At 67.2% G+C, this 26,103-nt stretch carries 26 protein-coding genes; 6 read left to right on the top strand and 20 right to left on the bottom strand.

Annotation, left to right across the window (positions count from 1 at the left end):
• The first annotated feature begins 35 nt into the window (after positions 1–35).
• On the top strand, positions 36–1,088 hold the full coding sequence (locus AB0L70_RS29975) for a Gfo/Idh/MocA family oxidoreductase (RefSeq protein WP_363690034.1): 1,053 nt from the start codon (positions 36–38) through the stop codon (positions 1,086–1,088).
• Between the two features lies 1 nt (position 1,089).
• Here the strand turns inward: AB0L70_RS29975 and AB0L70_RS29970 are convergent, their stop codons facing one another.
• Genes AB0L70_RS29970 through AB0L70_RS29960 form a run of 3 tightly spaced genes read right to left on the bottom strand, consistent with a single transcriptional unit; the run spans position 1,090 to position 3,207 of the window.
• Positions 1,090–1,341, bottom strand: a complete 252-nt coding sequence (locus AB0L70_RS29970) for a hypothetical protein (protein WP_363690032.1) — start codon at positions 1,339–1,341, stop codon at positions 1,090–1,092.
• Positions 1,338–2,249, bottom strand: coding sequence for a pseudouridine-5'-phosphate glycosidase (locus tag AB0L70_RS29965; RefSeq protein WP_363690030.1), 912 nt, complete (start codon positions 2,247–2,249; stop codon positions 1,338–1,340). Before AB0L70_RS29965 ends, AB0L70_RS29970 begins: the two co-directional genes overlap by 4 nt.
• Positions 2,242–3,207, bottom strand: a complete 966-nt coding sequence (locus AB0L70_RS29960) for a PfkB family carbohydrate kinase (RefSeq protein WP_363690028.1) — start codon at positions 3,205–3,207, stop codon at positions 2,242–2,244. Before AB0L70_RS29960 ends, AB0L70_RS29965 begins: the two co-directional genes overlap by 8 nt.
• Before the next feature lie 74 nt (positions 3,208–3,281).
• Between AB0L70_RS29960 and aqpZ the strand changes: the two genes are divergently transcribed.
• Positions 3,282–4,040, top strand: a complete 759-nt coding sequence (gene aqpZ, locus AB0L70_RS29955) for an aquaporin Z (RefSeq protein WP_363690026.1) — start codon at positions 3,282–3,284, stop codon at positions 4,038–4,040.
• A gap of 51 nt (positions 4,041–4,091) precedes the next feature.
• On the opposite strand, the gene AB0L70_RS29950 is transcribed toward aqpZ, so the two are convergent.
• The 3 genes from AB0L70_RS29950 to AB0L70_RS29940 form a co-directional block, all read right to left on the bottom strand.
• The gene (locus AB0L70_RS29950) at positions 4,092–4,979 is read right to left on the bottom strand and encodes a hypothetical protein (protein WP_363690024.1); all 888 of its coding nucleotides are present in this window, start codon (positions 4,977–4,979) and stop codon (positions 4,092–4,094) included.
• Positions 4,976–5,581, bottom strand: coding sequence for a sigma-70 family RNA polymerase sigma factor (locus AB0L70_RS29945; RefSeq protein ID WP_363690022.1), 606 nt, complete (start codon positions 5,579–5,581; stop codon positions 4,976–4,978). Before AB0L70_RS29945 ends, AB0L70_RS29950 begins: the two co-directional genes overlap by 4 nt.
• 93 nt (positions 5,582–5,674) lie before the next feature.
• Positions 5,675–6,325 (bottom strand): HAD-IA family hydrolase, encoded by a 651-nt coding sequence (locus AB0L70_RS29940; protein WP_363690020.1) that lies wholly within the window; start codon positions 6,323–6,325, stop codon positions 5,675–5,677.
• A 22-nt stretch (positions 6,326–6,347) separates the two neighbouring features.
• On the opposite strand from AB0L70_RS29940, the gene AB0L70_RS29935 reads away from it, so the two are divergent.
• Positions 6,348–7,151: an MBL fold metallo-hydrolase gene (locus tag AB0L70_RS29935; RefSeq protein WP_363690018.1), complete on the top strand. Its 804-nt coding sequence runs from the start codon at positions 6,348–6,350 to the stop codon at positions 7,149–7,151.
• Between the two features lie 11 nt (positions 7,152–7,162).
• Here AB0L70_RS29935 and AB0L70_RS29930 read toward each other — a convergent pair whose 3' ends face one another.
• On the bottom strand, positions 7,163–9,223 hold the full coding sequence (locus tag AB0L70_RS29930; protein ID WP_363690016.1) for a prolyl oligopeptidase family serine peptidase: 2,061 nt from the start codon (positions 9,221–9,223) through the stop codon (positions 7,163–7,165).
• A 159-nt stretch (positions 9,224–9,382) separates the two neighbouring features.
• Between AB0L70_RS29930 and nuoH the strand changes: the two genes are divergently transcribed.
• Both nuoH and AB0L70_RS29920 read left to right on the top strand, forming a co-directional pair.
• Complete coding sequence (nuoH, locus tag AB0L70_RS29925) at positions 9,383–10,666, top strand: NADH-quinone oxidoreductase subunit NuoH (RefSeq protein ID WP_363690014.1); 1,284 nt, start codon at positions 9,383–9,385, stop codon at positions 10,664–10,666.
• Positions 10,659–11,372 (top strand): TetR/AcrR family transcriptional regulator, encoded by a 714-nt coding sequence (locus tag AB0L70_RS29920; protein ID WP_363690012.1) that lies wholly within the window; start codon positions 10,659–10,661, stop codon positions 11,370–11,372. Before nuoH ends, AB0L70_RS29920 begins: the two co-directional genes overlap by 8 nt.
• Positions 11,373–11,393: 21 nt before the next feature.
• Here the strand turns inward: AB0L70_RS29920 and AB0L70_RS29915 are convergent, their stop codons facing one another.
• Entirely contained in the window at positions 11,394–11,597 is a 204-nt protein-coding gene (locus AB0L70_RS29915; protein ID WP_363690010.1) for a hypothetical protein, read from the bottom strand.
• Between the two features lie 82 nt (positions 11,598–11,679).
• Between AB0L70_RS29915 and AB0L70_RS29910 the strand changes: the two genes are divergently transcribed.
• The gene (locus AB0L70_RS29910) at positions 11,680–12,303 is read left to right on the top strand and encodes a TetR/AcrR family transcriptional regulator C-terminal domain-containing protein (RefSeq protein ID WP_363690008.1); all 624 of its coding nucleotides are present in this window, start codon (positions 11,680–11,682) and stop codon (positions 12,301–12,303) included.
• 25 nt (positions 12,304–12,328) lie between these two features.
• Here the strand turns inward: AB0L70_RS29910 and AB0L70_RS29905 are convergent, their stop codons facing one another.
• The 12 genes from AB0L70_RS29905 to AB0L70_RS29850 form a co-directional block, all read right to left on the bottom strand.
• Positions 12,329–13,975, bottom strand: a complete 1,647-nt coding sequence (locus AB0L70_RS29905; RefSeq protein WP_363690006.1) for an ABC transporter ATP-binding protein — start codon at positions 13,973–13,975, stop codon at positions 12,329–12,331.
• Positions 13,972–15,063, bottom strand: a complete 1,092-nt coding sequence (locus AB0L70_RS29900) for a serine hydrolase domain-containing protein (protein WP_363690004.1) — start codon at positions 15,061–15,063, stop codon at positions 13,972–13,974. The genes AB0L70_RS29905 and AB0L70_RS29900 overlap by 4 nt, the downstream gene beginning before the upstream one ends.
• Positions 15,060–15,938 (bottom strand): ABC transporter permease, encoded by an 879-nt coding sequence (locus AB0L70_RS29895; protein WP_363690002.1) that lies wholly within the window; start codon positions 15,936–15,938, stop codon positions 15,060–15,062. The genes AB0L70_RS29900 and AB0L70_RS29895 overlap by 4 nt, the downstream gene beginning before the upstream one ends.
• Entirely contained in the window at positions 15,935–16,906 is a 972-nt protein-coding gene (locus AB0L70_RS29890; protein WP_363690000.1) for an ABC transporter permease, read from the bottom strand. Before AB0L70_RS29890 ends, AB0L70_RS29895 begins: the two co-directional genes overlap by 4 nt.
• Positions 16,906–18,441 (bottom strand): ABC transporter substrate-binding protein, encoded by a 1,536-nt coding sequence (locus AB0L70_RS29885; protein ID WP_363689998.1) that lies wholly within the window; start codon positions 18,439–18,441, stop codon positions 16,906–16,908. Before AB0L70_RS29885 ends, AB0L70_RS29890 begins: the two co-directional genes overlap by 1 nt.
• 155 nt (positions 18,442–18,596) lie before the next feature.
• On the bottom strand, positions 18,597–19,424 hold the full coding sequence (locus AB0L70_RS29880) for a carbohydrate ABC transporter permease (RefSeq protein WP_363689996.1): 828 nt from the start codon (positions 19,422–19,424) through the stop codon (positions 18,597–18,599).
• Positions 19,425–19,448: 24 nt separating this feature from the next.
• Complete coding sequence (locus AB0L70_RS29875) at positions 19,449–20,435, bottom strand: sugar ABC transporter permease (protein ID WP_363689994.1); 987 nt, start codon at positions 20,433–20,435, stop codon at positions 19,449–19,451.
• A gap of 7 nt (positions 20,436–20,442) precedes the next feature.
• Positions 20,443–21,786 (bottom strand): extracellular solute-binding protein, encoded by a 1,344-nt coding sequence (locus AB0L70_RS29870; protein ID WP_363689992.1) that lies wholly within the window; start codon positions 21,784–21,786, stop codon positions 20,443–20,445.
• Between the two features lie 53 nt (positions 21,787–21,839).
• Positions 21,840–22,997, bottom strand: a complete 1,158-nt coding sequence (locus AB0L70_RS29865; RefSeq protein WP_363689990.1) for a DUF4185 domain-containing protein — start codon at positions 22,995–22,997, stop codon at positions 21,840–21,842.
• Positions 22,998–23,536: 539 nt separating this feature from the next.
• The gene (locus tag AB0L70_RS29860) at positions 23,537–24,586 is read right to left on the bottom strand and encodes a hypothetical protein (protein ID WP_363689988.1); all 1,050 of its coding nucleotides are present in this window, start codon (positions 24,584–24,586) and stop codon (positions 23,537–23,539) included.
• 266 nt (positions 24,587–24,852) lie between these two features.
• Entirely contained in the window at positions 24,853–25,731 is an 879-nt protein-coding gene (locus AB0L70_RS29855; protein WP_363689986.1) for a zinc ribbon domain-containing protein, read from the bottom strand.
• A gap of 24 nt (positions 25,732–25,755) precedes the next feature.
• On the bottom strand, positions 25,756–26,103 hold the full coding sequence (locus AB0L70_RS29850) for a hypothetical protein (protein ID WP_363689984.1): 348 nt from the start codon (positions 26,101–26,103) through the stop codon (positions 25,756–25,758).

Here is a 26,103-nt window from a genome sequence, read left to right as displayed (position 1 = left end):
GTAGTCGAAGGTTCGCCGAGTTGAGAGGGATCCGAGTGACTTCCACGCAAGCTGTCAGGTTCGCCGCCGTCGGGCTTGATCACGCGCATATCTTCGGGCAGATCGCGGGGCTCATCGCGGCTGGAGCGGAGTTCGCCGGGATGGCGACCGACGACCCGTCGGCCGCGATCGCGACCCGGGTCCGGGAGCAGTACCCGGACGTTCCGGTGGTCGAGAGCGCGGACGAGCTGATCGGCCGGGACGGGATCGACCTGATCGTGACTGCCGCCGTACCGGATCGACGCGGGCCGATCGCGGTCGCCGCGCTGCGGGCCGGCAAGGACGTCGTGACCGACAAGCCCGGCTGCACCAGTCTGGATCAGCTGGAGGAGATCGAGAAGGCGGTCAGCCAGAGCGGGCGGTTCTGGTCGGTGACGTTCTCCGAGCGGTTCGAGGTGCCCAGCGTGATCAAGGCGGGCGAACTGGTCCGCGAGGGCAAGATCGGCACCGTCGTACAGACCCTCGGGATCGGGCCGCACCGCGTCGGTGACCGCGCCCACCTCGGCGGTGGAGCCGGCCGCCCGGACTGGTTCTATGACAAGAACCGGTACGGCGGAATCCTGACCGACATCGCCTCGCACCAGATCGACCAGTTCCTCTGGTTCACCGGAGCGCGGACCGCCGAGGTCGTCGCCAGTACGGTCGGCAACTTCGCCAACCCCGACGAGCCGGGACTGCAGGACTTCGGCGAGATCCTGCTCCGCAGTGAGAACGCCCAGGGCTACATCCGGGTCGACTGGTACACGCCGGCCGGGCTGCCGACCTGGGGTGACGGCCGCCTGATGATCCTCGGCACCGACGGGTACATCGAGCTGCGCAAGTACGTCGACATCGCGGGCCGGGACGGCGGTGACCACCTCTTCCTGGTCAACCAGGAAGGCACGCAGTACATCGACTGCTCCGAGGTGAAGACCACCTACTACGGCGATCTGATCAGCGACGTACAGAACCGAACCACCTCAGCCGCGCCCCAAGAACACACCTTCGAAACCATGCGCCTCGCCCTGACAGCCCAACAACAGGCGGCAATCCGAGGAGCAGCACGTTGATCTAAGCGCAGGTGGCCTCATCGAGGAGCTGGATGATGATCCGCTGCTCGAGCTTGGCGGCGCCGGACCCGGCGCCGCTCACGGCTGCGTGCAGGGGCTCGGCGCAGACCTGGACCTGGCACTCGGCGATGAAGCGTTCGTCGGGTCGCGCCAATCGCTCCGTCGCCAACCGCGGTAGGGCGTCGAGCGACGCGCTCACCGCCGCGCGATCACCCGCGGCGATGGCCACCATCAGCCCGACGAGACCTTTCATGTCCGAGCTGAGGCTACGGCGACGCGGGCTGCGATGGCGGCGTTGTTCTGGGCCAGGGCGAGGTTGGCCGGGATGCTCTGCCCGTCGGTCTCCTTCTCGATCCTTTCGAGGACGTACGGCGTGATCGCGGGGCCGGTGATTCCGGCGCGATCACTGGCCTCCAAGGCAGCCGTGAGTACGGCGGTGATCCGCGACTCGGGGATCTCGTGCTCGACCGGAATCGGGACCGTGAGCAGGACCCCGGTGTCCGGCCGGGACCGGAAGCGGAGTACGTCGCAGACCACCTGCTCGTCGTCGACACGGTGGGGGACTGACAGACCACTCGACCTGGTATAGAAGGCCGGGAACCAGTCGTGCTGCCAGCCGAGGACCGGTACGCCGATGGTCTCGAGGTACTCGAGGGTCCGGGGCAGGTCGAGGAACGCCTTGGCGCCGGCGCAGACCGTGATGACCGGATGGTTGGCAATGGCATCGAGGTCGGCCGAGATGTCCCCGGTGAGCTCCGAGCCGCGGTGGACACCCCCGATACCGCCGGTGGCGAACACCGAGATGCCCGCCGCATGAGCCAGCGCGACCGACGCGGAAACCGTCGTGACGCCGACATCCCACGCTTGTGCTTGGGCCACTGCGAGGTCGCGCTCGGCGGTCTTGCGCGTGCCTTGCAGCACCCGCTGCTCCTCGTCCGGCGTGAGACCGACGTGCGGCCGGCCGTCGAGGATCGCGGTCACGGCCGGTACGGCGCCTTGGTCGAGGACTGCCTTCTTGCAGAGCTCAAGTGCCTCGGCGTTCGCCGGGGCGGGCAGGCCGAGGTTCGAGAAGATGGTCGACTCGAGCGCGACGACCGCGCGGCCTTCGGCGAGAGCTTGTGCCACGTCATCGGACACAATCGGCTGGGCAATCTCAGTCACCAACAGTTCGGCCTTCCTCGGTGGTCAGAGCGGCGCCGGGCTCGGTGAGAACCCTCCTGGCGAGGAGGTGACCGGCCTCGACCGCATCGACGGTATCGGCACCGTCGAGTACGGCGGAAAGGAAGCCCGCCGCAAACGCATCACCGGCGCCAGTGGTGTCACGGACGTGGTCGATCGGGGACACCTTAACCGTGACCGACCTGTTGGCGGCGAGGTGGACGCGAGTGGGTTCGCTGCCATTCTTGACCACGACTGTCGTGCCAGGCCCGGCGAGTTCTTGCAGGGAACAGCTTTCGGCTTCGATCCCGTTCGCGAAGATGTACGTCGGTTGCAAAGTCCGGATCAAGTCGCGGAAGATCGCTGGTCCGATCGAATCGATCAGGCCGACCGACGCCGCGTCGATGGTGAGGATCGCGCCCTCAGCACGAGCGATCTCGGAAGCTCGCTGAAGGACACGCAAGGGCGGGCCGACCAATGAATACGCAGAAAGGTGAACCGCGTCCGCGCCGGAGATCCAAGCATCCGGTACGCCGCTCAACTGCGCGGCGGCGGCCTGATCCGGAAACATGGTCCGCTCCCCATCGGCATCCACGAGAATCACGATCGTCCCGGTGCGGCCCTCCCGCTGCACCTTGGCATCAACCCCCGCCGCGGTCAGTGCCCCCACGAGCGCCTCGCCGGCAGCATCGTCCCCAACCCGCCCAACAAACCGAACCGTCGTACCAAGACTGCTCGCAAACACCGCCACATTGGCGGCCGCACCGCCACGCGCGCGGTGAACCCGCGCGGCGTTATCCGTCCCAGCCCGCGGCACCCCCTCCACCCAAACCACAACGTCCTCAACAAGATCACCAACACAAACCAGCCTGGACGTCACCAGTTCACATCTCCGATCAGCCGCAAGCGTCAAAGTCGTTCCGCCGACCGTACAACTCGAAATTGTGATCGTTGCCTTCACTAAATGTCATAGGGCGATGGCTTACTGTGACGATAGTGCTTCACCTTCAACGGGGGTTCGATGAGGAGGTAGTCGTGGAATCGTCTAGTCCTGCGGCTCGGATCGGCGCGGAGTTTCTTGGAACGTTCTGGCTCGTGTTCGGCGGCTGCGGGGCGGCCGTCCTGGCGGGAGTCGTGCTCACCCCGGACAAGGTTCCGGTCGGCATCGGGTATCTCGGTGTCGCGCTGGCCTTCGGCCTGACCGTGCTGACCATGGCGTACGCCGTTGGTCACGTGTCCGGCGGTCATTTCAACCCGGCGGTCACGATCGGCCTGGCCGTTGCCAAGCGCATCGAGTGGAAATGGGTCCCGACGTACATCGTCACCCAGATCGTCGCCGGCACGGTGGCCGGCGCTCTTCTGCTGGCTGTTGCCAGCGGCAAGGACGGCTTCAGCGCCGTCGACAGTGGATTCGCCAGCAACGGGTACGGCGATCGGTCGCCAGGCGGCTATTCGTTCCTGGCCTGCGCGATCGTCGAGATCGTACTCACGGCCTTCTTCCTGTACGTGATCCTCGGCTCGACCGACGACCGGGCACCCAAGGGATTCGCCCCGATCGCCATCGGCCTGTCCCTCACGTTGATCCACCTGGTCGGCATCCCGGTCACCAACACCTCGGTCAACCCAGCCCGCTCGCTCGGCGTCGCCTGGTTCGCGGGGAGTTCGGCGCTCGGTCAGGTCTGGCTGTTCATCGTGGCCCCGATCGTCGGCGCGGCGATCGCAGGCATCAGCTACGCCGCCATCACCGCGGCCCGCGGTCCCAAGATCGACGAGGGCGTAGCCAACAATCCCTAACAGCAACACCTGCGGCTGCTTCGTGCCCGACCCAAGGCACGAAGCAGCCACTCAGCGCGTGGGGTCGGCGCGCTTCCAGGCGGTTTGCGGGCAAACCGCCTCGCCGCCACCGGACGGCCAGCAATCCTCGAACTTGTACGCGTCCCGGGCGGAGTCGTACAGCAGCCGACCGGATCCGGAGTACCCGCGCAGCCGGACGCCGGGATACACGCCGACCGGCGAACCGACGCTCTGCCGCGCCGCGCTCTCCCAGGAGTCGAACGGCTTGGTGGTGTGCTCGAGCGGAGCGAACCAGAATCCGTTGCGCGCCACGGCGTCGATCTCCGGGCCATCGGTGGCCTGAACGGTCACCCGGGCCACCGGGAGGCTGAACCGCCCGTAGTTTCGCCCGCTGGACTCGACCAGGCTCATCAGGGACATCGGCGCGACGACGGTCTCCTGGGCGCTCACCAGCTTGCCGTTGATGTCGAGGCCGCAGACCTCGAGTGTGTCTTGCAACGGCGGCGTGGGGCGCCGGCCGACCAGCCACGTCTTCGTGTATCCGGCGCTCTTCACATCGGTGAAGGTGAAGGCGTCAACCACGGTGGTGTTCCCGAAGCGTCCTTTGGTGCCTGCGGCAACCGCATTCGTCTGCGCTCTGCAGGCCGCCAGCGTCGTCTTGATCTCGGCGGCGGTGAGTTGGTGGATCGTGGACAGCGGCCGGCTGCTGGGTGTCGCCGCCGGATCGGGGGAGCGGTTGCTGTCCCGGTACGCCGGGATGCCGAACAGGCCACCGGCGATCACAGCGGCAACGGCCGCGGCCGCGATCAGGTTCGGTGCCCGCGGAACCCGCCGGCGAGTGGATTCGCGCGCCACGACCCGCATCAGCTCGTTCCGCTGGCGTCCTCGGGTGGCTGGTCGGAGGTCGAGCTCGGGCGGTGGGATCAGGTCGTTGGTCATCGTTCTTCCTCGGAATTCGGGGCAAGGAGCTCACGGAGGTGCTGACGGGCGCGATACAGCCGGGACTTCACCGTGCCGAGCGGGATGTTGAGGGCGATCGCGGCAGCCTGCTGATCGAGGCCTGCCCAGACGCAGAGCTCGACGATCTCTTGTTCGTGCCGCGGCAGCCGGGTGAGTTGATCGCGGACCTTGCGGAGCTGTACGTCGCGGTCGACCCGCTCGGCGACGTCGTCGGCATGGTCCTGCTCGTCCGCGGCCAGGTTCTTGAGCGTGGAGAGTGACCGGCGGTAACGAAACTTGGATCGCCACGCGGTCCGGGCGGTGCGGTCCGCGACACCGAGGAGCCAGGGCAGGATCGAGTTGCGGTCCAGCACCAGTTCAGCCCGTCGTCTCCAGGCCAGCAGGAAGACGGCCGACGTGAGGTCCTCGGCGTCCGCCCAGGACGCCGTACGCCGATGGAGGAAGTTGAACACCGCCCTGGCGTGCCGGTCGTACAACTGACCGAACGCCTCCTCGTCACCCGCCGAAGCACGCTCCCACAAGGCCAGATCGGTTGCCGCCACGACCGAGTCAGGCTGCTCGGCGCCCAGCCCGATCACCATCTCTCCCCACGGACACCCATCCCACCGCTTCCCTTCACTCCACCGGCCCCGTCACCAGTGTCGTTGCCGAACCCTGCATCCGGGTTCCAACCTTCACCGAAAGGGCCGGACCCCGCGATCGGTGGCGGTCAGGTATTTCCACAGCTCGGACATGCTCCGAATGAGGGGTGGCTGGAAACCGGCCTCGAGGTTGGCGTCGGTGTCGTCGCTGTGAAAGAGGACTGGCTGGAAGCCGGCCGCGCGGGCCGCGAGCAGGTTGGTGGGTCGGTCGTCGACGAAAGGCGTCCGGGCAGGGTCCAGACCCGGGTGGGCGAGCACCGGTTGGTAGGCGGCAGGGTCCGGCTTGCGAGCACCGATCTCGGAGCTGACGAACCACGCGGCGACGTGGGTATCGAGATCGAACCGGTGCCGCAACTGCTCCGACCACGGCCCGGCATCGTTGGTCAGCACCAACGGTGTGATGCCGGCCTCCTGGAGTTTCTGCAAGGTCTGTGGGGCATCTGGTGTCAGCTCGTGCCGCTGGCAGTAGTCGGCATCGTTGGCCGTCCCAGCTACTCCAAGGGAGGCCCAGAGTTCGCCGGTCGAGATTTCGCCCAGCGTGCAGCGGCGATAGACCTCGCGGATTTCGGCCTCGGTACGAGTGCAGCCGTGGTCGCGCAGGTAGGGGAGGAGGACGTCTCGTACGACGTTGCCGTGGCGGTAGAGGACACCCATGGCATCGAAGACGACAAACCGTTGCGGCACAGCAGTGAACCCTTCTCTGTGGTTGACGCGCCATCTGGTATCAAGGTGCTTGCCCGACTCCTGGCTTGATTGGATCTGCGCTCTGACCACGCTCACAATTCTTGGGACCGCCGCTCCTTATCCGCGCCCGGATCAGCCCTGCTCTGGTTATCTGCTTCGGGCCGGCGGGGCTGAGGTGTGGGTGGATGCGGGGCCTGGCTCGCTGAGCGAGCTGCTCCGGCACACCTCCCTGGCCGCACTGGATGCGGTCTGGCTCTCCCACCTCCATCTGGACCACATCGGCGACCTGCTGACCGCCTACTACGCCCTGGCGTACGGCGAGCTCCCCGCCCGAGCGGCGCCGCTCCCTGTCTATGCACCCGAAGCCCTTGGATCTCGGCTGGCCGGATTCTTCGCCCAGCCCGACCCGTCCTTCGTGAGCGATGTCATTGAGCTCCGGCCGCTGTCCGACGGGCATCAGGTGCAGCTGCAGGACCTGCGGCTGATCAGTCGGGCGGTCGAGCACGGAACCGAGGCGTACGCACTGCGAGCGGAGGCCGACGGTCGCAGCCTCGTCTACTCGGGTGACTGTGCTCCCTGCGCGGCCATGGACGAGATTGCCGACGGCACCGATCTTTTGTTGTGCGAGGCAAACGATCCCGTGCCCACGGAGGTCCATCACACCCCGGAGCAGGCCGGCCGGCTCGCCCGCCGTACTGGAGCGAAGCACCTGGTCGTCACCCATGTCGGCCCACTCCTTCAGCCCGCCGAAGCCACCGCCGAAGCCGCCCGTGCCTTCGGCGGCCCGACGTCCACCGCGCAGATCGGCTCGACGCTCTACTTCTGATCGCGCGAGGGCTAGCCCTTTAAGGATTCGGTCAGAAAGTGAAGTTGGTGGCGCATCATGCCTTCTACGGCGGCTGTGTTGGTGGGCCGGTGGGTGGCACCGGACAGTGGGAGGACCTGGTGCGGGCGGCCTGCCGCCAGGAGGGCGGAGGACAAGCGAAGGGTGTGGGCGGCAACTACGTTGTCGTCGGCCAGACCGTGGACGAGGAGCAGTGGGCGGACCAGCTTGGCCGCATCGTTGATCGGCGACGTATGGTCGTAAACCTCGGGGAACTCGTCGGGATGACCGAGATACCGCTCCTGCCAGTGCGTGTCGTACAGACGCTTGTCGGTCACGGGTGCTCCGGCGATCGCGGCATGGAAGACGTCGGGCCTGCGGAGGACCGCGGCCGCCGCGAGCGTGCCACCGGCACTCCAGCCCATGATCCCGACGCGGTCGAGATCGAGGTCCGGGCAGTACGCCGCTGCCGCCTGCAGCGCGATCACCTGGTCCTCCAATGGCCCCGACAACGTGTCGTGGAACACCGTCTTGTCCCACACCGGGCCACGTCCCGGCGTGCCGCGGCCGTCGGCGATGACCACCGCGAACCCGGACTCGGCGAACCATTGGGCGGTGTAGAACCATCCGGCGCTCACCCGCATCACCAATGCCATCGCGGACCCGCCGTACGGCGCCATCAGCACCGGCAGCTTCCGTTCGCCCGGCTGGTACCAGGAGGGCAGGAGGAGTGCGGTCCGGATCTCGTCCTCACCGGCCCGCAGCCAGGTGGTACGCGGACTGATCACCGGTTCTGCGCGGAGTGAGGTGATCTGCTGGTCCGGACGCCCGGCCCGGCGGACGGTGAAGGTGCGCCCTGCTTCGGTGTTGGAGTCGAGCAGCAGTACGTCGTCGACGCGGACACCGGTGTGAGAGCCGGGCCCCTCGCTCAACTGGTGCAGCCCGGTCTCGTCGATCAGCCAGAGGTGGCACTCGGTGGGCTCGTCGTTCGCGCGGAACAGCACCGAGTCGCCGGTGACCTGAAGGATCTCCCTGATCTGCAAGCCGTCCGGGGTAACCGGCTCGCCGTCGATGATCAGCCGTCGGGTCGATCCGCTGTCCTCGGTGTGGATGACCTTGCCCGCCGCCGTCCGAGCCGGAGTGCCAGGAATCAGCTCGATCCACGCTGGATCGGTCTGCTCGTGCAGGAGAGTTGTCCGGCCGGTGTCTGGATCGGCTGCGAGCACCTGCAGCGTCCGCTGGTCCCGTGATTGCACGCTGAGCAGTGGGCCGTGCGCGTCCCATCCCACCGAAGCGAGATATTCGTACGCCGTCCGGTCCCACTCGAGCTCGACGGATTCGCCGGTCAGGGCGAAGGCGTGCAGCGACACCAGGGCATTCGGCGTGCCGGCCGCGGGGTAGGCGATCTCTCGTGGCGGGCTGGCCGGATTCGCCGGGTCGGCGATCCACCACCGCTGGACCGGGCCGAGATCGACCCTCGTCACCAGCAGGCGGGTGCCGTCCGGCGACCACCAGTGGCCGCGAAATCGCCCCATCGACTCCGACGCGACGTGCTCGGCGAGCCCCCAGCTGACGTCCGGGTCCGGGTCGGCGGCGAGCAGGCGATCGTTGCCGTCAGCAAGCTCTACGACCCGGATCGCTCCGCCGGTCACGTACGCGACGCGGCTCCCGGTCGGATCGAGGCGGGGATCGACGACCGGGCCGGCCGTCGCGACCGGCCGCGGCCGGGAGCCCACCTCGAGTACCCACAGATCACCACTGACCGCGAAGGCGATGACGTTCCGGTCCGAGTCGGCCGAGTACGCGACCACCCCGGCCGCACTCTCCCGAGCCCGCTCGCGCCGGATCCTCTCCTCGTCGGGAACCGGGCCGCCGGGGCCGAGATCCTCAGGAGCGACCAGGAGCCGCTCCTCGTCGCCGTCGAGCATCCAGAGACAGCTGGTCCGGTCCTCCGGGCCGCGGGTTCGCAGGAACAGCACGCGGTCGCCCGCGGGCGAGAGGCTGAAGGCGCGCGGCACTCCGAGGGTGAACCGGCGGGTTCGTGCTGACTGGGCAGGAAATCCGTTGGCATCCATGACCGAGACTCTGAGCTCCCTCTCCGGCGAACGATCAGAGAGCGACACTACGACACAACCAGACCCCGGCCAGACTGATTTTCCCTTTGTCGTTTGCGACCCGTTCACTCTTAATGATACACCGTATCTGTTAGCGGAGACGGCGGAGGGACGATGGCAATGCACGGCATTCGGTGGAGCAGCGCTGCGGAGTTGCCGCAGTTCGGGCACGACGCCTGGTGGCTGCTGGTGCTCAAGGCAGTGCTGATCTTCGTGCTCCTGATGCTGTTGACGCTGTTCAACATCTGGGCCGAGCGCCGGGTGGTCGCCCGGATGCAGCAGCGCATCGGCCCGACGGTCAACGGTCCCTTCGGGCTGCTCCAATCGCTTGCCGACGGCATGAAACTGATCCTGAAAGAGGATCTGATCCCGAAGACGGCCGACAAGGTGGTCTTCCTGTGCGCGCCGCTGATCGTGGTGATTCCGGCGTTTCTCACCTGGTCGGTGATCCCGTTCGGGCCGTCCGTGAAGCTGCCGTGGAGCGACACCCACACCCCGCTGCAGTTGACCGATCTGCCGGTCGCAGTGATCTTCGTGCTCGCGATGGCCTCGGTCGGCATCTACGGCATCGTGCTGGGCGGCTGGTCGTCCGGGGCGACGTACTCCCTGCTCGGCGGACTGAGGTCGAGCGCCCAGATGATCTCGTACGAAATCTCGATGGGCCTGTCGTTTGTCGCCGTGTTCCTGTACGCCGGTTCGATGTCGACCTCGCAGATCGTCGCGGCGCAGGACAAGATCTGGTACGGCCTGGTCCTCGCACCGTCGTTCGTGATCTACGTGATCTCGATGATCGGCGAGACCAACCGGGCACCGTTCGACCTGCCCGAGGCCGAGGGTGAGTTGGTCGGCGGGTTCCACACCGAGTACTCGTCGGCGAAGTTCATGCTGTTCTTCCTTGCCGAGTACGTGAACATGGCGACGGTGTCGGCCATGGCCACCACGCTGTTCCTGGGCGGCTGGCACGCACCCTGGCCGATCAACCTGGTCTGGGACGGCGCGAACAGCGGCTACTGGCCGGTCCTGTGGTTCATGGGCAAGGTGATGTTCTTCATCTTCGTCTTCATCTGGCTGCGCGCGTCGCTGCCGCGGCTGCGCTACGACCAGTTCATGCACTTCGGCTGGACCCGGCTGATGCCGTTGTCGTTGCTGTGGATCCTCGCGGTCGCCACGATCCGCACGATCGATCTCAGGGGTGGTGTCGACCGGCAGTGGCTGTTCGTGGCGATCGCGGTCTGCCTGGTCGTGATCGGCGTACTGACGTTCGCGTCCGAGAAGAAGCGGTCCGACCTCGCCGAGCAGGAGGAGGTGACCGACTTCGACGCCTTCGCCGGCGGATATCCTGTACCGCCGATGCCCGCACGAGCGCCCGCCCGTGGCGCCGCCGACCGGAGGTCAGATGCCTGAACCGACCCGTCAGACTGCGGGACCGGTCTGGGCGCGGAACGACCGCCGGCCCCGGCGAAGGACGCTCACGCGTGGTGCCATCGTGCAGGCGGCGGTCGATATCGCCGACCGCGACGGGCTCGACGCCGTCTCGATCCGGAGCGTCGCCGCGGCGCTCGAGGTCCGGCCGATGAGCCTGTACGGGCATGTGTCGAGCAAGGAGGACCTGCTCGACCTCATGTTCGACCAGGTCGCGGGGGAGTGCTTGCTCGGCGACGAACTCCCGCCGCGGTGGCGGAGTGCGCTCGAGGCCATCGCGCGGCGTACGCGGGACCAGGGGATGGCGCACCCGTGGACGATCGAAGTGCAGGTCGACCGGATCCCGCTGGGACCGAACACCCTCCGGGTCCTCGACGAGTGGATGCGAGCCTTGGCGCCGCTGGCTCTGGACGACCAAGCGGCCTGGAGCATCGCGACAGCCGTCAACGACTACACAGTCGGCTATGTCATCCGGCTCACCGCGCAGCGACGCGCCGTACCGTCAGATCCAGCGGCCGCCGGCGAGTGGACCTCGAGTGTCAACAGCTATCTGACCGAACGCGCCGAAAGCGGCGACTACCCCCACATCGTGCCGCTGCTGCGCCAAGGCTTCGCCGCCCAGACCGACAACTTCGAGGACGGCCTGTCCTACCTCCTCGACAGATTCGAACAGCTACACGCCGGCTGACTGCCAAGCGGTAGCAGGCGATCAGCCGCGGCTCGGATCGGCGCCGGCGTCCTTCACTACCCGGTCACCGACCTCGAGTTGCTTCCAGAGGTCGCGATTCACCTTGATCTTCCGGACCGCGCCGTCGTCGAACTCGACCTCGAGCCGGCGATAGAGATTCGAGCCGTCGAAGAGTCCACGCGACTTCTTCCGGACAATCCCGCTCCAGGCATCCCCTTGGTCCATGACTCATCTCCTTCGCTCGTGGTCACAGTGAGCTGAAGCTTATCATTGATAAACTTCAGCTCTTCCCGGTACGGTTCCCCGCGTGCCCCAGCAACGACGGACGGATCGCCAGGCCATCGTGGCTGCCTCGATCGAGGTCCTCGACGAGCGAGGCCTCGACAAGTTGTCGCTGCATGCTGTGGCGGCCCGCCTCGGGGTGCGGCAGCCGGCGCTCTACCACCACTTCCACGACAAACAGGAGATCCTGGCCGCGGTCGCCACCGAGGTGCTCGCACGCTGGCACACCGACCGCTTGCCGGAACCGAACGAGGACTGGCGCGACTTCCTCGCCCGCAACTCGCACAGTCTGCGTCGTGCCATGCTCGCAGTCCGGGACGGGGCGCGTTTGCTGGTGGTTGCCGGGCCGAGAGCTCCTGAGCTCACCAACGCGATCGCGCAGGTCTCGCTCCTCGAGCGGCAAGGTTTCACTGGGGCGGACGCGATCCTGGCCTTCATCGCCGTCTCCCGCTACACCATCGGTGCGACGCTGGAACAGCAATCGGCCCGCGACGGCAGCGCCATCCTCTTCCCGGACGGCGATCTCTCTCCCGAAGCGGCCCACCTCGTCCAACTTGCCGAGCAGGTCGCGGTCCTCGGCCCGGACCACGAGTTCAGCACCGGCCTCAACGCGCTGATCGAGGGCCTCGACCCGCACGCCGCCGACTGATCGTTGCTCGGGGCAATGCCTGTGACTACACGCCTGACGGGTTCGGGATGGCGGCCAGGAGTTCGCGGGTGTAGGGGTTCTGGGGGTTGGTGAAGAGGTCGTCGGGGCGGCCGCCTTCGACGATTCGGCCGGTCTGCATGACGTGGACGGTGTGGGAGATCATCCGTACGACGGCCAGGTCGTGGCTGATGAACAGGTAGCTGAGGCCGAGCTCCCGTTGCAGTTCCGCGAGCAGTTCGAGGATCTGCGCCTGGACGAGGACGTCGAGCGCGGACACGGCTTCGTCCAGTACGACGAGTTCGGGGGAGAGGGCGAGCGCCCGGGCGATCGCCACCCGTTGACGCTGACCGCCGGAGAGTTCGTGCGGTAGCCGGTCGGCCAGCTCGGACGGCAGCGAGACCTTGTCGAGCAGCTCGGCCACGGTCTTCGTACGAGTCGCTTTCGTGCCTACCCGGTGGACTCGTAGTGGTTCGGCGATCGACTGCTCGACGGTGTACCTCGGGTCGAGTGCGGCGTACGGGTTCTGGAACACGGGCTGCACCCGGCGGCGGAAGGCGAAGAGGTCGCGCCGGCTCAGGGAGGTGAGGTCTGTGCCGTCGAAGAGGATGTGCCCGGAGGTGATGTCTTCCAGGCCCAGCAGCAGATTCGCCGTGGTCGACTTGCCCGACCCGGACTCGCCGACGATGGAAACGGTCTGTCCACGCGGGATGGTGAGGCTGACACCGTCGACGGCGGTGAACTCGGAGGCGGCGCCGGATTTCGACGCACGCAGCGTGAAGACCTTGCGCAGGTCCTCGATCCGGACCAGGTCGGTCGGGTTCGCGACCTCGGCAGGGTTCGCGGCGTCGGCCGGGGCGAGCTTCGTCACCATGCTGACCGTCGTCAGGCTGGGCGCCGCCCGGAGCAACCGTTGGGTGTACTCGTGCTGCGGCCTGGCGATGATCTCGGCGGCCGGTCCGGCCTCGACGATCTCGCCGCGGTACATCACCAGGATCGTGTCGGCCCGCTCCGCGGCCAGCGCGAGGTCATGGGTGATGAGAAGGATCGCCGTTCCCATCTCGGCGGTGAGTTGCTCGAGCTGATCCAGGATCCGTCGCTGGACGGTCACGTCGAGCGCCGACGTGGGTTCGTCGGCGATCAGGAGCTTCGGGCGGCAGGCCAGCCCCATCGCGATCAGGGCCCGCTGGCGCATACCGCCGGAGAACTCGTGCGGGTACTGCGCGGCCCGACGCTCCGGCTCGGGGATGCCGACCTGTTCGAGCAACTCGATCGCCTTGGCACGTGCGCCGGTGCTCTGCCCATGGACGACGAGTGCCTCGGCGATCTGCTCGCCGATCCGCATCAGTGGGTTGAGGTTGGACATCGGGTCCTGCGGGACCAGCCCGATCCCCGCGCCACGGATCGCGGTCAGCTCGCGTTCGCTGGCTTGGGCGAGATCCCGGCCCTCGAACAGCACCTCGCCGCTGACGATGCGGCCGTTGCCGGGCAGCAGCCGATTGATCGCGGCGGCTGTGGTGGACTTGCCGGAACCCGACTCGCCCACGACCGCGACCGTCTGCCCGGCCTGGATCTCCAGGCTGACCCCGCGAACCGCGGTCACCTCACGGTCCCGCGTCCGGAACGCGACCGTCAGGTCCCGGATCGCCAGCAGCGGTACGTCGACCTCGGTCATCGGGCAACTCCTCGGGCCAGATCGCCGGTTGTGGTGAGCAGCTCGGTGAAGAGCGCCTCGGTGCCGACCGGAGGTCCGTCGACGAGCAGCCGGTTGCTCCCGAGGGCCAGCGCAATGCCGCGACCCGGGACGAAGCCCGCCGCGCAACCGACGTACCCGGGATGACCCAGCACGGTGACTGTTTCGTCGGGCAGGTCGAGACGGTAGCGCCGGAAACCCAACGCCTGCGACTCGTCCGGTCCTGCGGTGAAGAATTCCCGGGCGACGTCCGGCCGCCAGAGCGCCTCGTACTCCTCGTAGTTGGCCAAAGCCGTCGCCCAGCGCAGGAGATCCGGCACGGTCGAGAAGAGACCGGCGTGGCCGGAGACGCCGCCGAAGGCGTGGTAGGAGTTGCCGTCGGCAACTTCCCCGTCGATCGAGTGGTGCCGCCAGCCGGTGAACTCGGTACTGCGGTGTGGTACCGGGTAGGGCTGCCCGGTGTCGAGCATCGTCATCTCGACCCGATCGTCGCGGGCGCTGGTCGCGACCGCTTCGCCCGCTGGGTGGGCGAACCGCGTGCTGCTCAACCCGAGTGGAGTGGTGACGAGGTCGGTCACGGCCGACGACAGGTCCGCGCCGAAGACCGTTGCGATGATCCGTCCCAGCAGGATGAAGCCGAGATCGGAGTAGTGACGTTCGCGGCCAGGTTCGTACCGCAGTGGCAGCGCCTCCACCGGGTCAGGAGTGATGTAGAGGGGATACCACTCCCAGAGGCCGGCTCGGTGGAGGAGGAGATCCCGGACCGTTGCGTCGGCGGTGAAGGTCGGCAGATAGCGGCGTACGGCGGCATCGAGGTCGACCATGCCCGCGGACACCAGCCGGATCAGCGCCGTCGTCGTAGCCACAACCTTGGTGACCGAGGCGAGATCGTGGTGGGTCTCCACGGTCATCTCCGCCATCCCACGCCGTACGTCGCCCTCCCACTCGACGGTTCGATAACCGGCACTGACCGACGCCTTGAGGTCCGGAGTGTTGATCCCCAGGACGATGCCCGGGGGAGCACCGGCGTAGGCGATCAGGCGGGTGGCAGTTGCCCGCAGGTCACTCATCGCCCGCTCCGGCTGCGTGGGTCGAGGGTGTCCCGCAGTCCGTCGCCGAGGAGATTCAGGCCGATGACGAAGAGCACGATCGCCACGCCGGGGCCGATCATCGTCCACGGAGCGACGTACACGAGCGTGCGGGCCTCGAGGATCATCGAGCCGAGTGACGGCGCCGGGGGAGGGGTGCCGAGGCCGAGGAAGCTCAGGGACGCCTCGGTGAGGACCGCCCAGGACAGCGACAGCGCCACCTGGATGACGACGATCGAGCTGATGTTGGGCAGGACGTGGCGGATCATCACCATCCACCGGCTCTGACCGGTGCTGACGGCCGCCTTGACGTACTCGATCTCGCGGAGCGAGAGGACCGGCCCACGGGTGACCCGGATGAAGATCGGCACGTAGACGATCGCGATCGTCACCGCGACGGTGAACCAGTTGCGGGCGAGCACCGAGGCCAGGGCCAGCGCCAGCAGCAGCGGCGGGAACGCGAGCAGCACGTTCGTGACGCCGCCGATCAGTCCGTCCGAGGCGCCGCGGTAGAAGCCCGCGACGAGACCGGCGAGGGTTCCGACGACGGCTGCGAAGGCGACCGCCACGACCGCGATCAGGGCCGAGTTGGCCACGCCTGCGGCTACGCGGGCGAAGACATCGCGGCCGAACTGGTCGGTGCCGAGAAGGTGGCTGCCCGACGGTGACTGCAACCTCGCCGTCGGATCCTGGGCGATCGCATCGTGAGGCAGCAGGCCGAGCGCTGAGAGCAGGGCCAGGACCAGCAGGATCGCGAGGACGACCAGTCCGGTGACTGCCGTCCGGCTGCGCAGGATGAGAAGCCCGTGCGGGCGGGTGCCGGCGGGGATCTCCGCAGCCTGGGAGATATCGGTCATGACGCACGCACCCTCGGGTCGATGATCCGATAGAGCGTGTCGGTCAGCAGGTTGACGAGCACGAAGGCGAGCGCGATCACCAGCACCGTGCTCTGGACCACGGCGTACTCCTTCTGCTGGATGCCGAGTAGGACCTGCCGGCCGATGCCGGGGAGCGAGAAGATCTGCTCGACGACCACCGCTCCACCGAGGAGGTAGCCGAACTGCAGGCCGGTCATCGTCACGATCGGCACCAGTGCGTTGCCGAGCACATGCTTGAACTGCAGCCGGCGTGGCGGCACCCCCTTGGCGCGGGCGGTCCGGATGAAGTCATTGGACCGGATGTCGAGGACCGCGGTCCGGGTCGTGCGCAGGATCGGTGCGGCGATGCCGAACCCGAGCACGAGCGCGGGCATGAACATCTGCTGCAGATTCAGGCCCGGATCCTGCACCAGCGTCGCGAAACCTCGCCCATTGGGGTTGAAGCCGAGCTCGGCGGCGAAGACCGACAGCAGCGTCGTGGCCAGCAGGAACGCAGGCACGGACAGGCCCGCCAGGCTCACCACCTGGCCGAGCACATCCCGCGGCGACTCGGGCTTCGAGGCCGCCAGCATGCCCAGGGGTACGCCGATGAGGATCGCGAGCACGATTGCGAGGACGGCCAACTCCAGTGTCACCGGCAACGAGGCGAGCGTCAGGTCGAGCACGCTGCGCTGGGCCCGTGCGGAGAATCCGAGGTTCCCGGTGAACACGTTGCCCAGCCAGGAGAAGAACTGGACCGGGAGCGGCTGGTCGAGTCCGTAGTACTGGGACAGCGCTTCTCGCTGTGTCGGGGTCAGCGCCGCGGCCTCGGTGCCGAGTCCGGCCGTGATCTGGTCGCCCGGGATCGCACGGAGCATCACGAACACGAAGACGGCAACACCGAGGAGGGTGCCGATCGTGCTCGCGATACGCCGTACGACGCGGTGCCGCAGGAGACGCCGGACCATCAGTTGATGGTTGTCGCGCGCAAGTACTGCAGGGAACCGTTCACCATCGGGACGAATCCCTGCACCTGGGAGGTGGTGGCGGTGTAGGTGAACCCGGTGAAGAGCCAGATCCACGCCGCGTTGTTCTCCAGCTCGGCCGAGACCTGGCTGTAGATCTGCTTGCGCTGCGCGTCGTCCGTGCTGGCCTTGCCGGCCGCGAAGAGCTGGTCGAGCTTGGGGGAGCTGTAGCCGGCCACCTTGTTCAGGTTGCCCTTGCTCGTGAAGTAGCGGCCGTACATGCCGTCGGGATCGGGTCGGCCGCCGTTGAGGGCGACGGCGGCGTCGAACGTTCCCGCCACCCACCGGTCGACGAACGCGCCGGACTCGAGCGTCTCCAGGTCGAGGGTGATCTTGGCGTCGGCGAGCTGGGCCTTGAGGCTCTGGGCCTCGTTGACCGAGGTCGCGTACTCGCCCTGGGAGACGATTGCCTTCAGGTGGAACCCGTCGGGCTTGCCGGCCTTCGCGAGGTAGTCGGCCGCCTTGGTCAGATCCCGCTGGGCGCAGGGCCGCTGCGCCGGGTCGGACTTGAACTCCGGCGCCGTGATCGGACCGGTCACCTCGCCCTCGCCGAGCGCGGCCGCGTCCAGCACCTGCTTACGGTCGATCGCACACTGGATCGCCAGCCGGACGTTGAGGTCGGCGAGGTCACCATGGCGGGCGTTCAGCTGCAGCACGTGGTAGCTCAGCTGCGGCGTCTTGGCGACCTGGAGGTTGCCACCCTCGGCGGTCTTGGCGACCAGCGGGTCGTCGAAGACCGCCAGTTGGACGTTACCGGACTGCATCGCGGACACGATCGAGGACTCGTCCGGGATCACGCGGAACTCGATGGTGTCCAGCTTGGGCTTGTCCGTACCCCAGTACTTGTCGTTCTTGGCCAGCGTCAGGGACTGGCTCGCCGTCCGCTTCGACAGCTTGTACGGGCCGGTGCCGTTGGTGGCCGAGCCGAGCTTCTGCTCGGTGTCCGTGGACGACAGGATCGCCAGGTTGGTGCTGGCCAGGTTCGCCGGCAGCCCGGCGTCCGGCGTACTGAGCTTGAGCACGACCGTGTGCGGGTCGGGTGCCTGTACGGCGCTCACGGAGGCGAGCGAGGCACGGGCGACGGCCGCGGTCTTCTCGTCCATGATCTTGTCGAGCGAGAACTTCACGTCCGCCGAGTCCATCGGGCTGCCGTCGCTGAACGTGACACCGTCACGCAGGGTCAGGGTGAGGGTCTTGCCGCCGTCGCTTGCCTTCCACTCCTTGGCCAGGCCCGGCACCACCTTCAGGTCCTTGTCGAACTCGGTCAGGGTCCCGTAGATGTTCTGCAGCACGTTGACGGCCTGGAACTGCGTTGCCTTCCAGGGGAACAGCGTGTCCGGGTCCGAGGTGACGCCGACGACCAGGGTGCCCCCGGATCCACCGGACGCGGTTCCCGACGTACCGGACGAGGAACAGCCGGCGAGAGCCAGGGCCGCGGCGAGAGCCACGGCCAGGGAGGTTCGGAACGGGTACCGCATGGGGACTCCTCAAGGGCAGGGACACCTGCAGCGCAGGCGGCACCGAGGGGGCAGTCGGTGCCTACGGCAAAAAAGTACCTGAGACAACTACCAGAGGTACATTACTTTCCCCGGCCTGTCGCCCAGGATGCCGGTGACCTGTCAGCGCCCTGGCGTCACTTGATGCCCGCCAGGCGGACGCCGTTGACGATGTAGCGCTGGAAGATGAGCACGAGCAGGATCGTCGGCAGCGCCGCCAGCGTCGATCCGGCCATCAGCAGGCCCCACTCGTTGCCGCGCGCGGACCGGAACGTGGCGAGGTACTGCATGATCTGGGTCAGATCGGGGTTCGAGATGACGAGCACCGGCCAGACGTACGAGTTCCAGTACCCGAGGAACGAGGCGATGCCGACGACAACGAACGGCCCGAGTGACTGCGGTACGAAGATCTGCAGGAAGATCTGCCACCGGGTCGCGCCGTCGATCAGCGCGGCCTCCTCCACCGCGGCCGGCATGTTGAGATAGAACTGCCGCAGGAAGAACATCTGGCCGCTCGCCGCGACGCCGGGGATGATCAGCACCGCCAGGGTGTCGAGCATGCCGAGCTTGCTCACCACGACGAACGACGTGAGCAGGATCGCCATCGCCGGTACGAACATCGGCGTGATGCAGACGAGCCACCACAGCCGCTTCCCGGCGAACTCGAGGCGGGCGAACGCGTAGGCCGCCATCGAGTTCACCGTGAGGCTCGCGACGGTGAAGATGACGGCCCCGCCGAACGTCACGCCCATGGCACGGACGAACGCCGGGTCCGCGAGGATCTGGCGGTAGTTGTCGAGCTGCCAGACATCAGGGAAGAACTGGAACGGGCTGCGCAGTACCTCGGTCTGGCCCTTGAAGCCGGAGATCGCCATCCACGCGAGCGGAAAGAGCGCGGTCACGGCGATACCGGCGACGAGCAGGTACGACAGCAGCCGGCGCGGGGCGTACCACGAGCGGTTCATCGGAGTCCTTTCGATGACGCCACCTCAGGCGTCCGACGACTTCTCGGAGCTGACGACCCGGAAGATGATGATCGAGATGGTGCCGATGACGATGAAGAGCAGCAGCGCCGCCGTCAGCGAGTAGCTCGTCGCGTACGGCGTGGCGTCGCGGAAACTGTTGAAGATATAGAGGTTCGGCGTGTTCGTCGCGTTGACCGGACCGCCGTTCGTCATCACGAGCGGAAGCTGGAACTCCTGGATCGTCACCGTCAGGCCGGAGACGAGCAGGAAGAGGATCACGTTGCGCAGCGACGGAATGGTGATGTAGCGGGTGCGCTGCCAGAAGTTCGCGCCGTCGAGCTTGGCCGACTCGAAGTAGCTGTCGGGGATGTCGAGGATGCCCGCGAGCATGATCAGGGTCGACACGCCGAAGCCGAGCCAGATCGAGGGGATCGCCACCGCCGGCAGCGCGGTCGACGCCGTGTTGAGCCACGCGAGCGGGCCCTGGCCGAACAGCCCGATGAACCAGTTCGCGACGCCCTCGTCCTGGTAGATGAAGACGAAGATGATCGCCGCGACGACGCTCGAGACGACGGCCGGCACGTAGACGGTCGTCTTCATGAACGCCGCCATCCGCTTCGACAGCGTCGCGATGAAGCTCGCGAGGAGCAGCGCGAGGACAAGGATCGCCGGCACCACCATCAGGGCGAGCTTGAGGCCGACCATGAGCGACTCGTAGAAGTCCGGGTCGGTGAGCACGAACCTGTAGAAGTCGAACCCGACGAAGTCGGCGTCCTTGTAGAAGCTCATCTCGAAGAAGCTGAGGTAGAAGGCGTAGACGAGCGGCCAGATCACGAAGATGCCGAGCAGCACGACCATCGGCGTGATCATGAGGTACGCGGTGAGGTGCGCGCGCAGGTGCCGCGGCACCTGTTCGGAGACCTTCCCGCCGCGCCGGCGCCGGCGCGACGGGCCGTTCGGCCCGGTCACCTGGGTGACCGGGCCCGTCGGCTGCGTTGAGGTGTCGAGCATTTGTCGGTCAGCCCTTCGGTGCCGTGCCCTTGAGACGCTGCTGCTTGATGACGCGGTCGATCGCGTCGCTCGCCTTCTGCGTCGCGGCCGGGATGTCGGCCTTGCCCTTCATGACGGACTCGATCGCCGTCGCGAAGGCGAGGGAGATGTCGAACGGGTACGCCGGCTCGGCCTTGCCGGTCGCGACCACCTTGTCGGTGATGATCTTCATGAACGGGTCGGACGTCGCGGCCGGGTCACTGGCGAGCGCCTGGTCCACGGAGGTGCGGACGGTGTACTTCGAGAAGCCACTCTGCCGGAAGAAGTCGGCCATCACTGCCGGGTCGCCCGCGAGCAGGTACTCGATGAACTTCGCCGCCGCCTCCTTGTGCTTCGACTTGCCGTCGACCGTGAGCGACCAGCCACCGAGTGTCGCGGTCGGCTTGCTGGGATCGCCGTCGATGGACGGGAACGCAGCGACCGCGGTGTTCTTGATCATCGCCGGGAAGGTCTGCTTGAGCTGACCGACCGCCCAGGAGCCGTTCGCCATCATCGCGACCTGGCCCTGACCGTACGGCGTCGCGTCGGGGTAACCGACCTTCGGCTGCTGCGGAATCCAGCCCTTCTGGAAGAGGGTCTGGTACAGCTCGAAGAGCTTCGTGTAGCACGGGTCCTTGGCGTTGGCGGCGGACCAGTCGTCGTTGATCGGCAGGTGGCCGCACGCGTTGTACTGCAGGCCCCAGCTCGACCAGCCGAGGTCGGGCGCGACGGAGGCGGTCGACATGCCCTTGACCTTGCCCTTCGTCAGCTTCTCGGCCCAGGTGAGCAGCTCGTCCCAGGTCTTGGGCGGCGTGGCCGGGTCGAGACCGGCAGCCTTGACGAGGTCGGTGCGGTAGTAGAGCACGGTCGACGGCTCGACCAGCATCGGGTACGCGTAGTGCTTGCCGCCGACCTGGACGAACCCGGCGACGTTGGCCTTGAGGTCGCTCCACGCCTTGTCCGGCAGCAGCCCGTCGAGCTCGGCGAACTGGCCGTTCGCGACGCCCGCGGGGATGCCGCCGTAGTTCGTCGTCGCGACGTCGGGTTGCGTGCCGGCGGCCTGCGCGGCCTTGAGTTTCTGCTGCCAGGTGTCACCTGGGACGACCTGGTACTTGACCTTGACGTCGGTCTGCGACGCGTTGAACTTGTCGACGTACGTCTTGAACCACTTCTGCTGGTACGGCTCGAACTGCGACTGCCAGAAGGTGATCTCGGCCGGACCGCCCTTTGCCCCGGAGCTCCCCGAGTTGGCGGAGTTCGAGCTGCAGCCCGCGAGGACGAGCAACGCGGCCACGGCCGCTGCCGCGACGATCCTGAGTCTCCGTTGACGCATGTCGATGCTCCCTTGTGATCTGCGATGGATGGTGCTGGGTGTCGGTGGTGGCGTCACGGCGTCTTGACGAGGTCGGCGCGGTACCAGAACACGTTGTAGGGATCCCACTGGGAGATCGTGAAGTAGATCGTCCGGCCGCCGTTGGCGACGTACCGGGGATGCAGGTACGGCGAGTAGACGCCCGGCAGGTCGTCTTGTGTGACGAGAGGTTTGGGCTCGCCCCACGGTCCCCAGGGCGAGATCCCCTCGCGGATGGTGGAACCCACGCCGGACCCGTCCGTGGCGGTCATGATCCAGCGTTCGAGGTACTCGTTCCACACCACGGACAGCTCACCGACGGTGCCGTCCACGATCTTGGTGGCGGCGGCCGGATCTTTGCCCCAGGTCGGCTCGCCGTTGCGGACGCCGGTGAAGTACTCGTAGGCGTTCTGGTGCTCGACGTCGGCCTCGGTCACCCGCATCAGGGCGACGCCTCCGAACCGGCCGTGCGTGACGCCCCAGAAGTAGAGCTTCCCGTCGAGGGCGGCGACGCTGACCTGGACGAAGTTGCTCTCACCGTCCCAGCGCGGAGACTCGAGCGGAGTCCAGTTCTGGCCGTGGTCGGTCGACTTCGCCAGACCGGCGTAGTTGGTCTCCCACTCGCCCGGTTCGCCCCAGTGGCGCACCGACATGTAGGCGAGGTACATGGCGCCGTTGGCCGCGAACCCGTACGTCGGGATGATCGTCATCTCGTCGTTGTCGACCTTCTTGCCGGGGATCAGCTCCTTGGCCCAGCCGGTCTCGTCGGTGATGTAGCCGCCGAAGGTGATGCCGTCGGTCGGGTCGGTGTCGGTCGTCCAGGCCATCGTGTTCGACCGCCACTCGGTGCCACCGCCGCCGGTCTGGCCCTCGTCCCGCTGCCCGAAGGTGTCGCCGAAGACGAACCAGGTCCGGCCGTCGGCGTCGAACATCGAGCCGAGGTCCTGGCCCACGACCTCGACCGCACCGGTGTGGTTCATCGAGTCATGACCGGTCAGCTGCGCCACCTTCGTGACGTTATCGACCCGGTCGAGGCGGAACGGCGTATCCGGGGCCGTGTCGGTGCGCGGATTCTTGCCGGGCGCCGCCGTACAGGCCGCGGTGGTCGACAGGACCAGGCAGGCCAGCCCGATCACGACGCCGACGGTGACCACGGGACCGGGGCGACAGGGCAGAGGGAGTCGGGACGGCACAGCTACACCGCCCCGTCCCCGCAGAGGTTCACAATCCTTCTCACGCGACGGAGTGTCGCAGAAATCGATTTCCCAGACAATGCCCCAGTTTCCCGTTACCGAGAAGTTGCAGAGGGCACCAGATCCGGACCGAGGTCCGATCGACCCACGCGAGCGTTGCTTAGAGCCGTGCCGGAGAGCCTGATTCTCGGATCCCTGAAAGCGTCAGTCACGGCCCGCCCGCCCGTCACCCCGGGGGGAGAGCGGGGAGTCGAGTGCACCGGAACGGAGGGTAGGAGTCCCCGCTCGTGTCGGGGGTGAGTTATCCACAGGCAGCAGGCTTGGGGTGGCGGGGGACTGGGGCATGTTCTGCGCTCGCTCTAGGGTCCTGACCACATCGCGGCTGGAGGAGCGCGAACCCGTGCCGGACATCGCCGTCGCCGCGAGCAACGGATTCCACGGGGCCCGTCGAACGCCAACCGCAGGCAAACAAATTCCTGCGCAGCGCACCGCCGCAACCGGGCGAGTCCGGAGAACTCACCGACTACCAGAGCCAGTGATCAGTGATCATCGGCATGATCGGCTCCGGCGTTGTCCTGCCGTCCGGGCGCCGGTGTGAAGTGAGGTGTGCCGCGTGGATCGGTGTCGAGACGGCGCAGGGCTTCTGAGAAGCGACCGCCGGCCTGGAGACGCGCGGTGCCGGTGCTGTAGTCGGTCACCTGTTGCCACTCGCTGCCCGTCACGTAGTACACGTGCGGACTCACCGGTCCTGGCGAGTCGGCGAAGAAGCAGCTGGCGAGTCCGGCGAGCATGCCGAAGGCGCTCACCACCGTCTGATCTCGCAGCACGTGAATGAGCAGCATGTCCCGGGCCGGCATGGCCACGAGGCAACCGAACGGCGGATTCTCGACGCGCAGCGACTCGCGCAGCACGGTGTCGAGCACCAGCGCCCGGGAGGCGGTGAACATGCCGCCGGTGAGCATGGCAACCTCGGCACCGTTGTCACCGGGCTGTTGCACGAGGTCGACCTCGTCCTTGAGGCGGCGCAAGTTCGCCAGGCCCATCCTGGTCATTTCGTCCCACGGCACGCCGAGCCGGTCGATGTCGAAATGCATCGCGACGGCGGTTCCCGCGTAGGTCGCCGGCGCGATGAGCACACCTGGCACGAACTCTGGCACTCGGTCTGTCCAGCTGGGCTCGATCGCGGACGCGCTGACCAGGCGAAGGTACAGCTCGGCCTCCAGGTCTTCCGGAATCGCCGGCCGTCCGCCCGGAGGGAACATCTGGTCGAAGTGCGCAGCCACTGCGTCGCGCCACCGCTGTCGTGGCAACCCGCCGACGGTGCGTGCGAGATTCACGAGCCCGGCGAACGTACCGTCGCCCACCGGAGCGCCGTCGTCTCCGATCGGCACCAGCGCGGTTGCGCCGTCGTACCGCATCGGCAACCCGCGTTCGGCGACCGCAGCCTCGGCCAGACGGACCAATCGGTCGGCCTGGGTGATGGTCAGCGGCGTCAGCTCCGGATGCGGCCGATCGCCGTCGATCCCGCTGTCTCGCTTTCTGCCTCCACGGCCACCCTTGCGGCCGTCTCTGTCGTTGCCAGCACTCATCGAGCACCTCCTTCGCCCAAGAACATATGGACTTTCGGGCGCCAGAAGGGCCGGTCTTCGCAATCTGTGGATAACTCTCATACCTGAGCTGAAGAAGATACCCATTGACTCTCGGCGTACGAACGCTCACGTGCGGCCCCGACGACACGGCGACGCTCACCTCCCAAACGACGCTCACCCCCTAACGACGCTCACCCCCAAAGGTGCCGCGAGCAACCAATCGGTCGCGGGTACTACGGGTTCCTGACTGGAACGTACGCGGGCCATCAGCAGGCCAGCGTGGAGCTGTGGCCTTTCAGGGCTTTGCCTATGCGGAGTTTGGAGCTCTCCTTCTCGAAGAACTTGCCTACGGTCCAGCGCGTGCAGGTCTGGCCGTCCGGGCCGTCGGCGGCATCCTGGGTGCTGACGAAGTCGACCGTCGCCATCAGGCGGCCGTCCTCGCCGATTGCCAGCTCACGCACCAGCACCTGGGAGTTGTTCGTCGTGCGGTAGCCCTTCTCGAACTCGGCTTGGGTCTGCCGTGCTCCCCGGGTGAGTACCTGCCGGTACTTGGCGTAGTCCCGCTCGTTGATGGCGGTGAAGTAGCCGGTGAGCAGGGCGACGACCGCTCGCGCCGTAGCGCTGTTCGCGACCTCAGGTGCGACGGATACGGTCGCGTTGCCCAGGTCCGGCGGTGCCATTGTCGGGGTAAGAGTCGGAGTAAGAGTCGGGGTGAGCGTCTCCTCGGTGTACGTCGGAGTCGGCTCGGGCATGTACTGCGGCTCCTCGGTATAGGACGGCTCCTCGGAGTACGACGGCTCTTCGAGGCCCGGTGTCGATTCGTCGCCCGGCTCGCCGGTCACGATGAACCCGTCGCTGTTCAGCCGCACGCCGGAAATCGGACCATCGGTGACATCGGCGGACGACACCCGGTTCCGCAGCAGGGCGCCGCCGCCGACGACCGCGCCGATCAGAACGACCGCGAGAGCCACGCTGAGACCGACGTACCAGCCGGCGCCGTGGCCGACCGACTCCTCGGCCGCCTCGTCGGGCGTTTCGGCAGAACGGTCACGTCGTACGACGTCGTCGTACCTGGTTGCGCAGTTCGTGCAGAACGACTGGTCACCTTCGCGGCGGGTGCCGCACTCGGTGCAAAAGGTAGGCATGACGTCATCCCTGACCAGTGAGATTCACAGCAGCGCCGCGATCGCTTGCTGGACAGCGGCCACGGCTCCGGAGATCGCGGCGATCGAGCCGGCTCCGGAAGCGACGGTCGTCAGCCAGCCGAGGACCGTCGGTTTGTCAGGCTCGTCGGTCTCGAGCTCCCGCCGTGCGCGCTCGGCGACTGCGATGGTCTCGTCGGGTCGCGCCAGTTCGCCGGCGTGTGTGTGCAGCAGGTCGAGCAGCACCTGCATCCGGGTCCTTGCGTCGTCCAGGGATTCGCCGGTCGAGATGTTCGTCGCCCGGGCGTGCTTACCGGCCGCGACCGCCCCGGCGACGAAGTTCCCGCCGACGCTGATCCCGTTGTTCTGCTCCAT

This window comes from Kribbella sp. NPDC051952 (genome assembly GCF_040680855.1).
GTDB lineage: Bacteria > Actinomycetota > Actinomycetes > Propionibacteriales > Kribbellaceae > Kribbella.
Note: the sequence above shows the minus strand (reverse complement) of the source record. Positions and strands in the feature narration are given on the sequence as shown.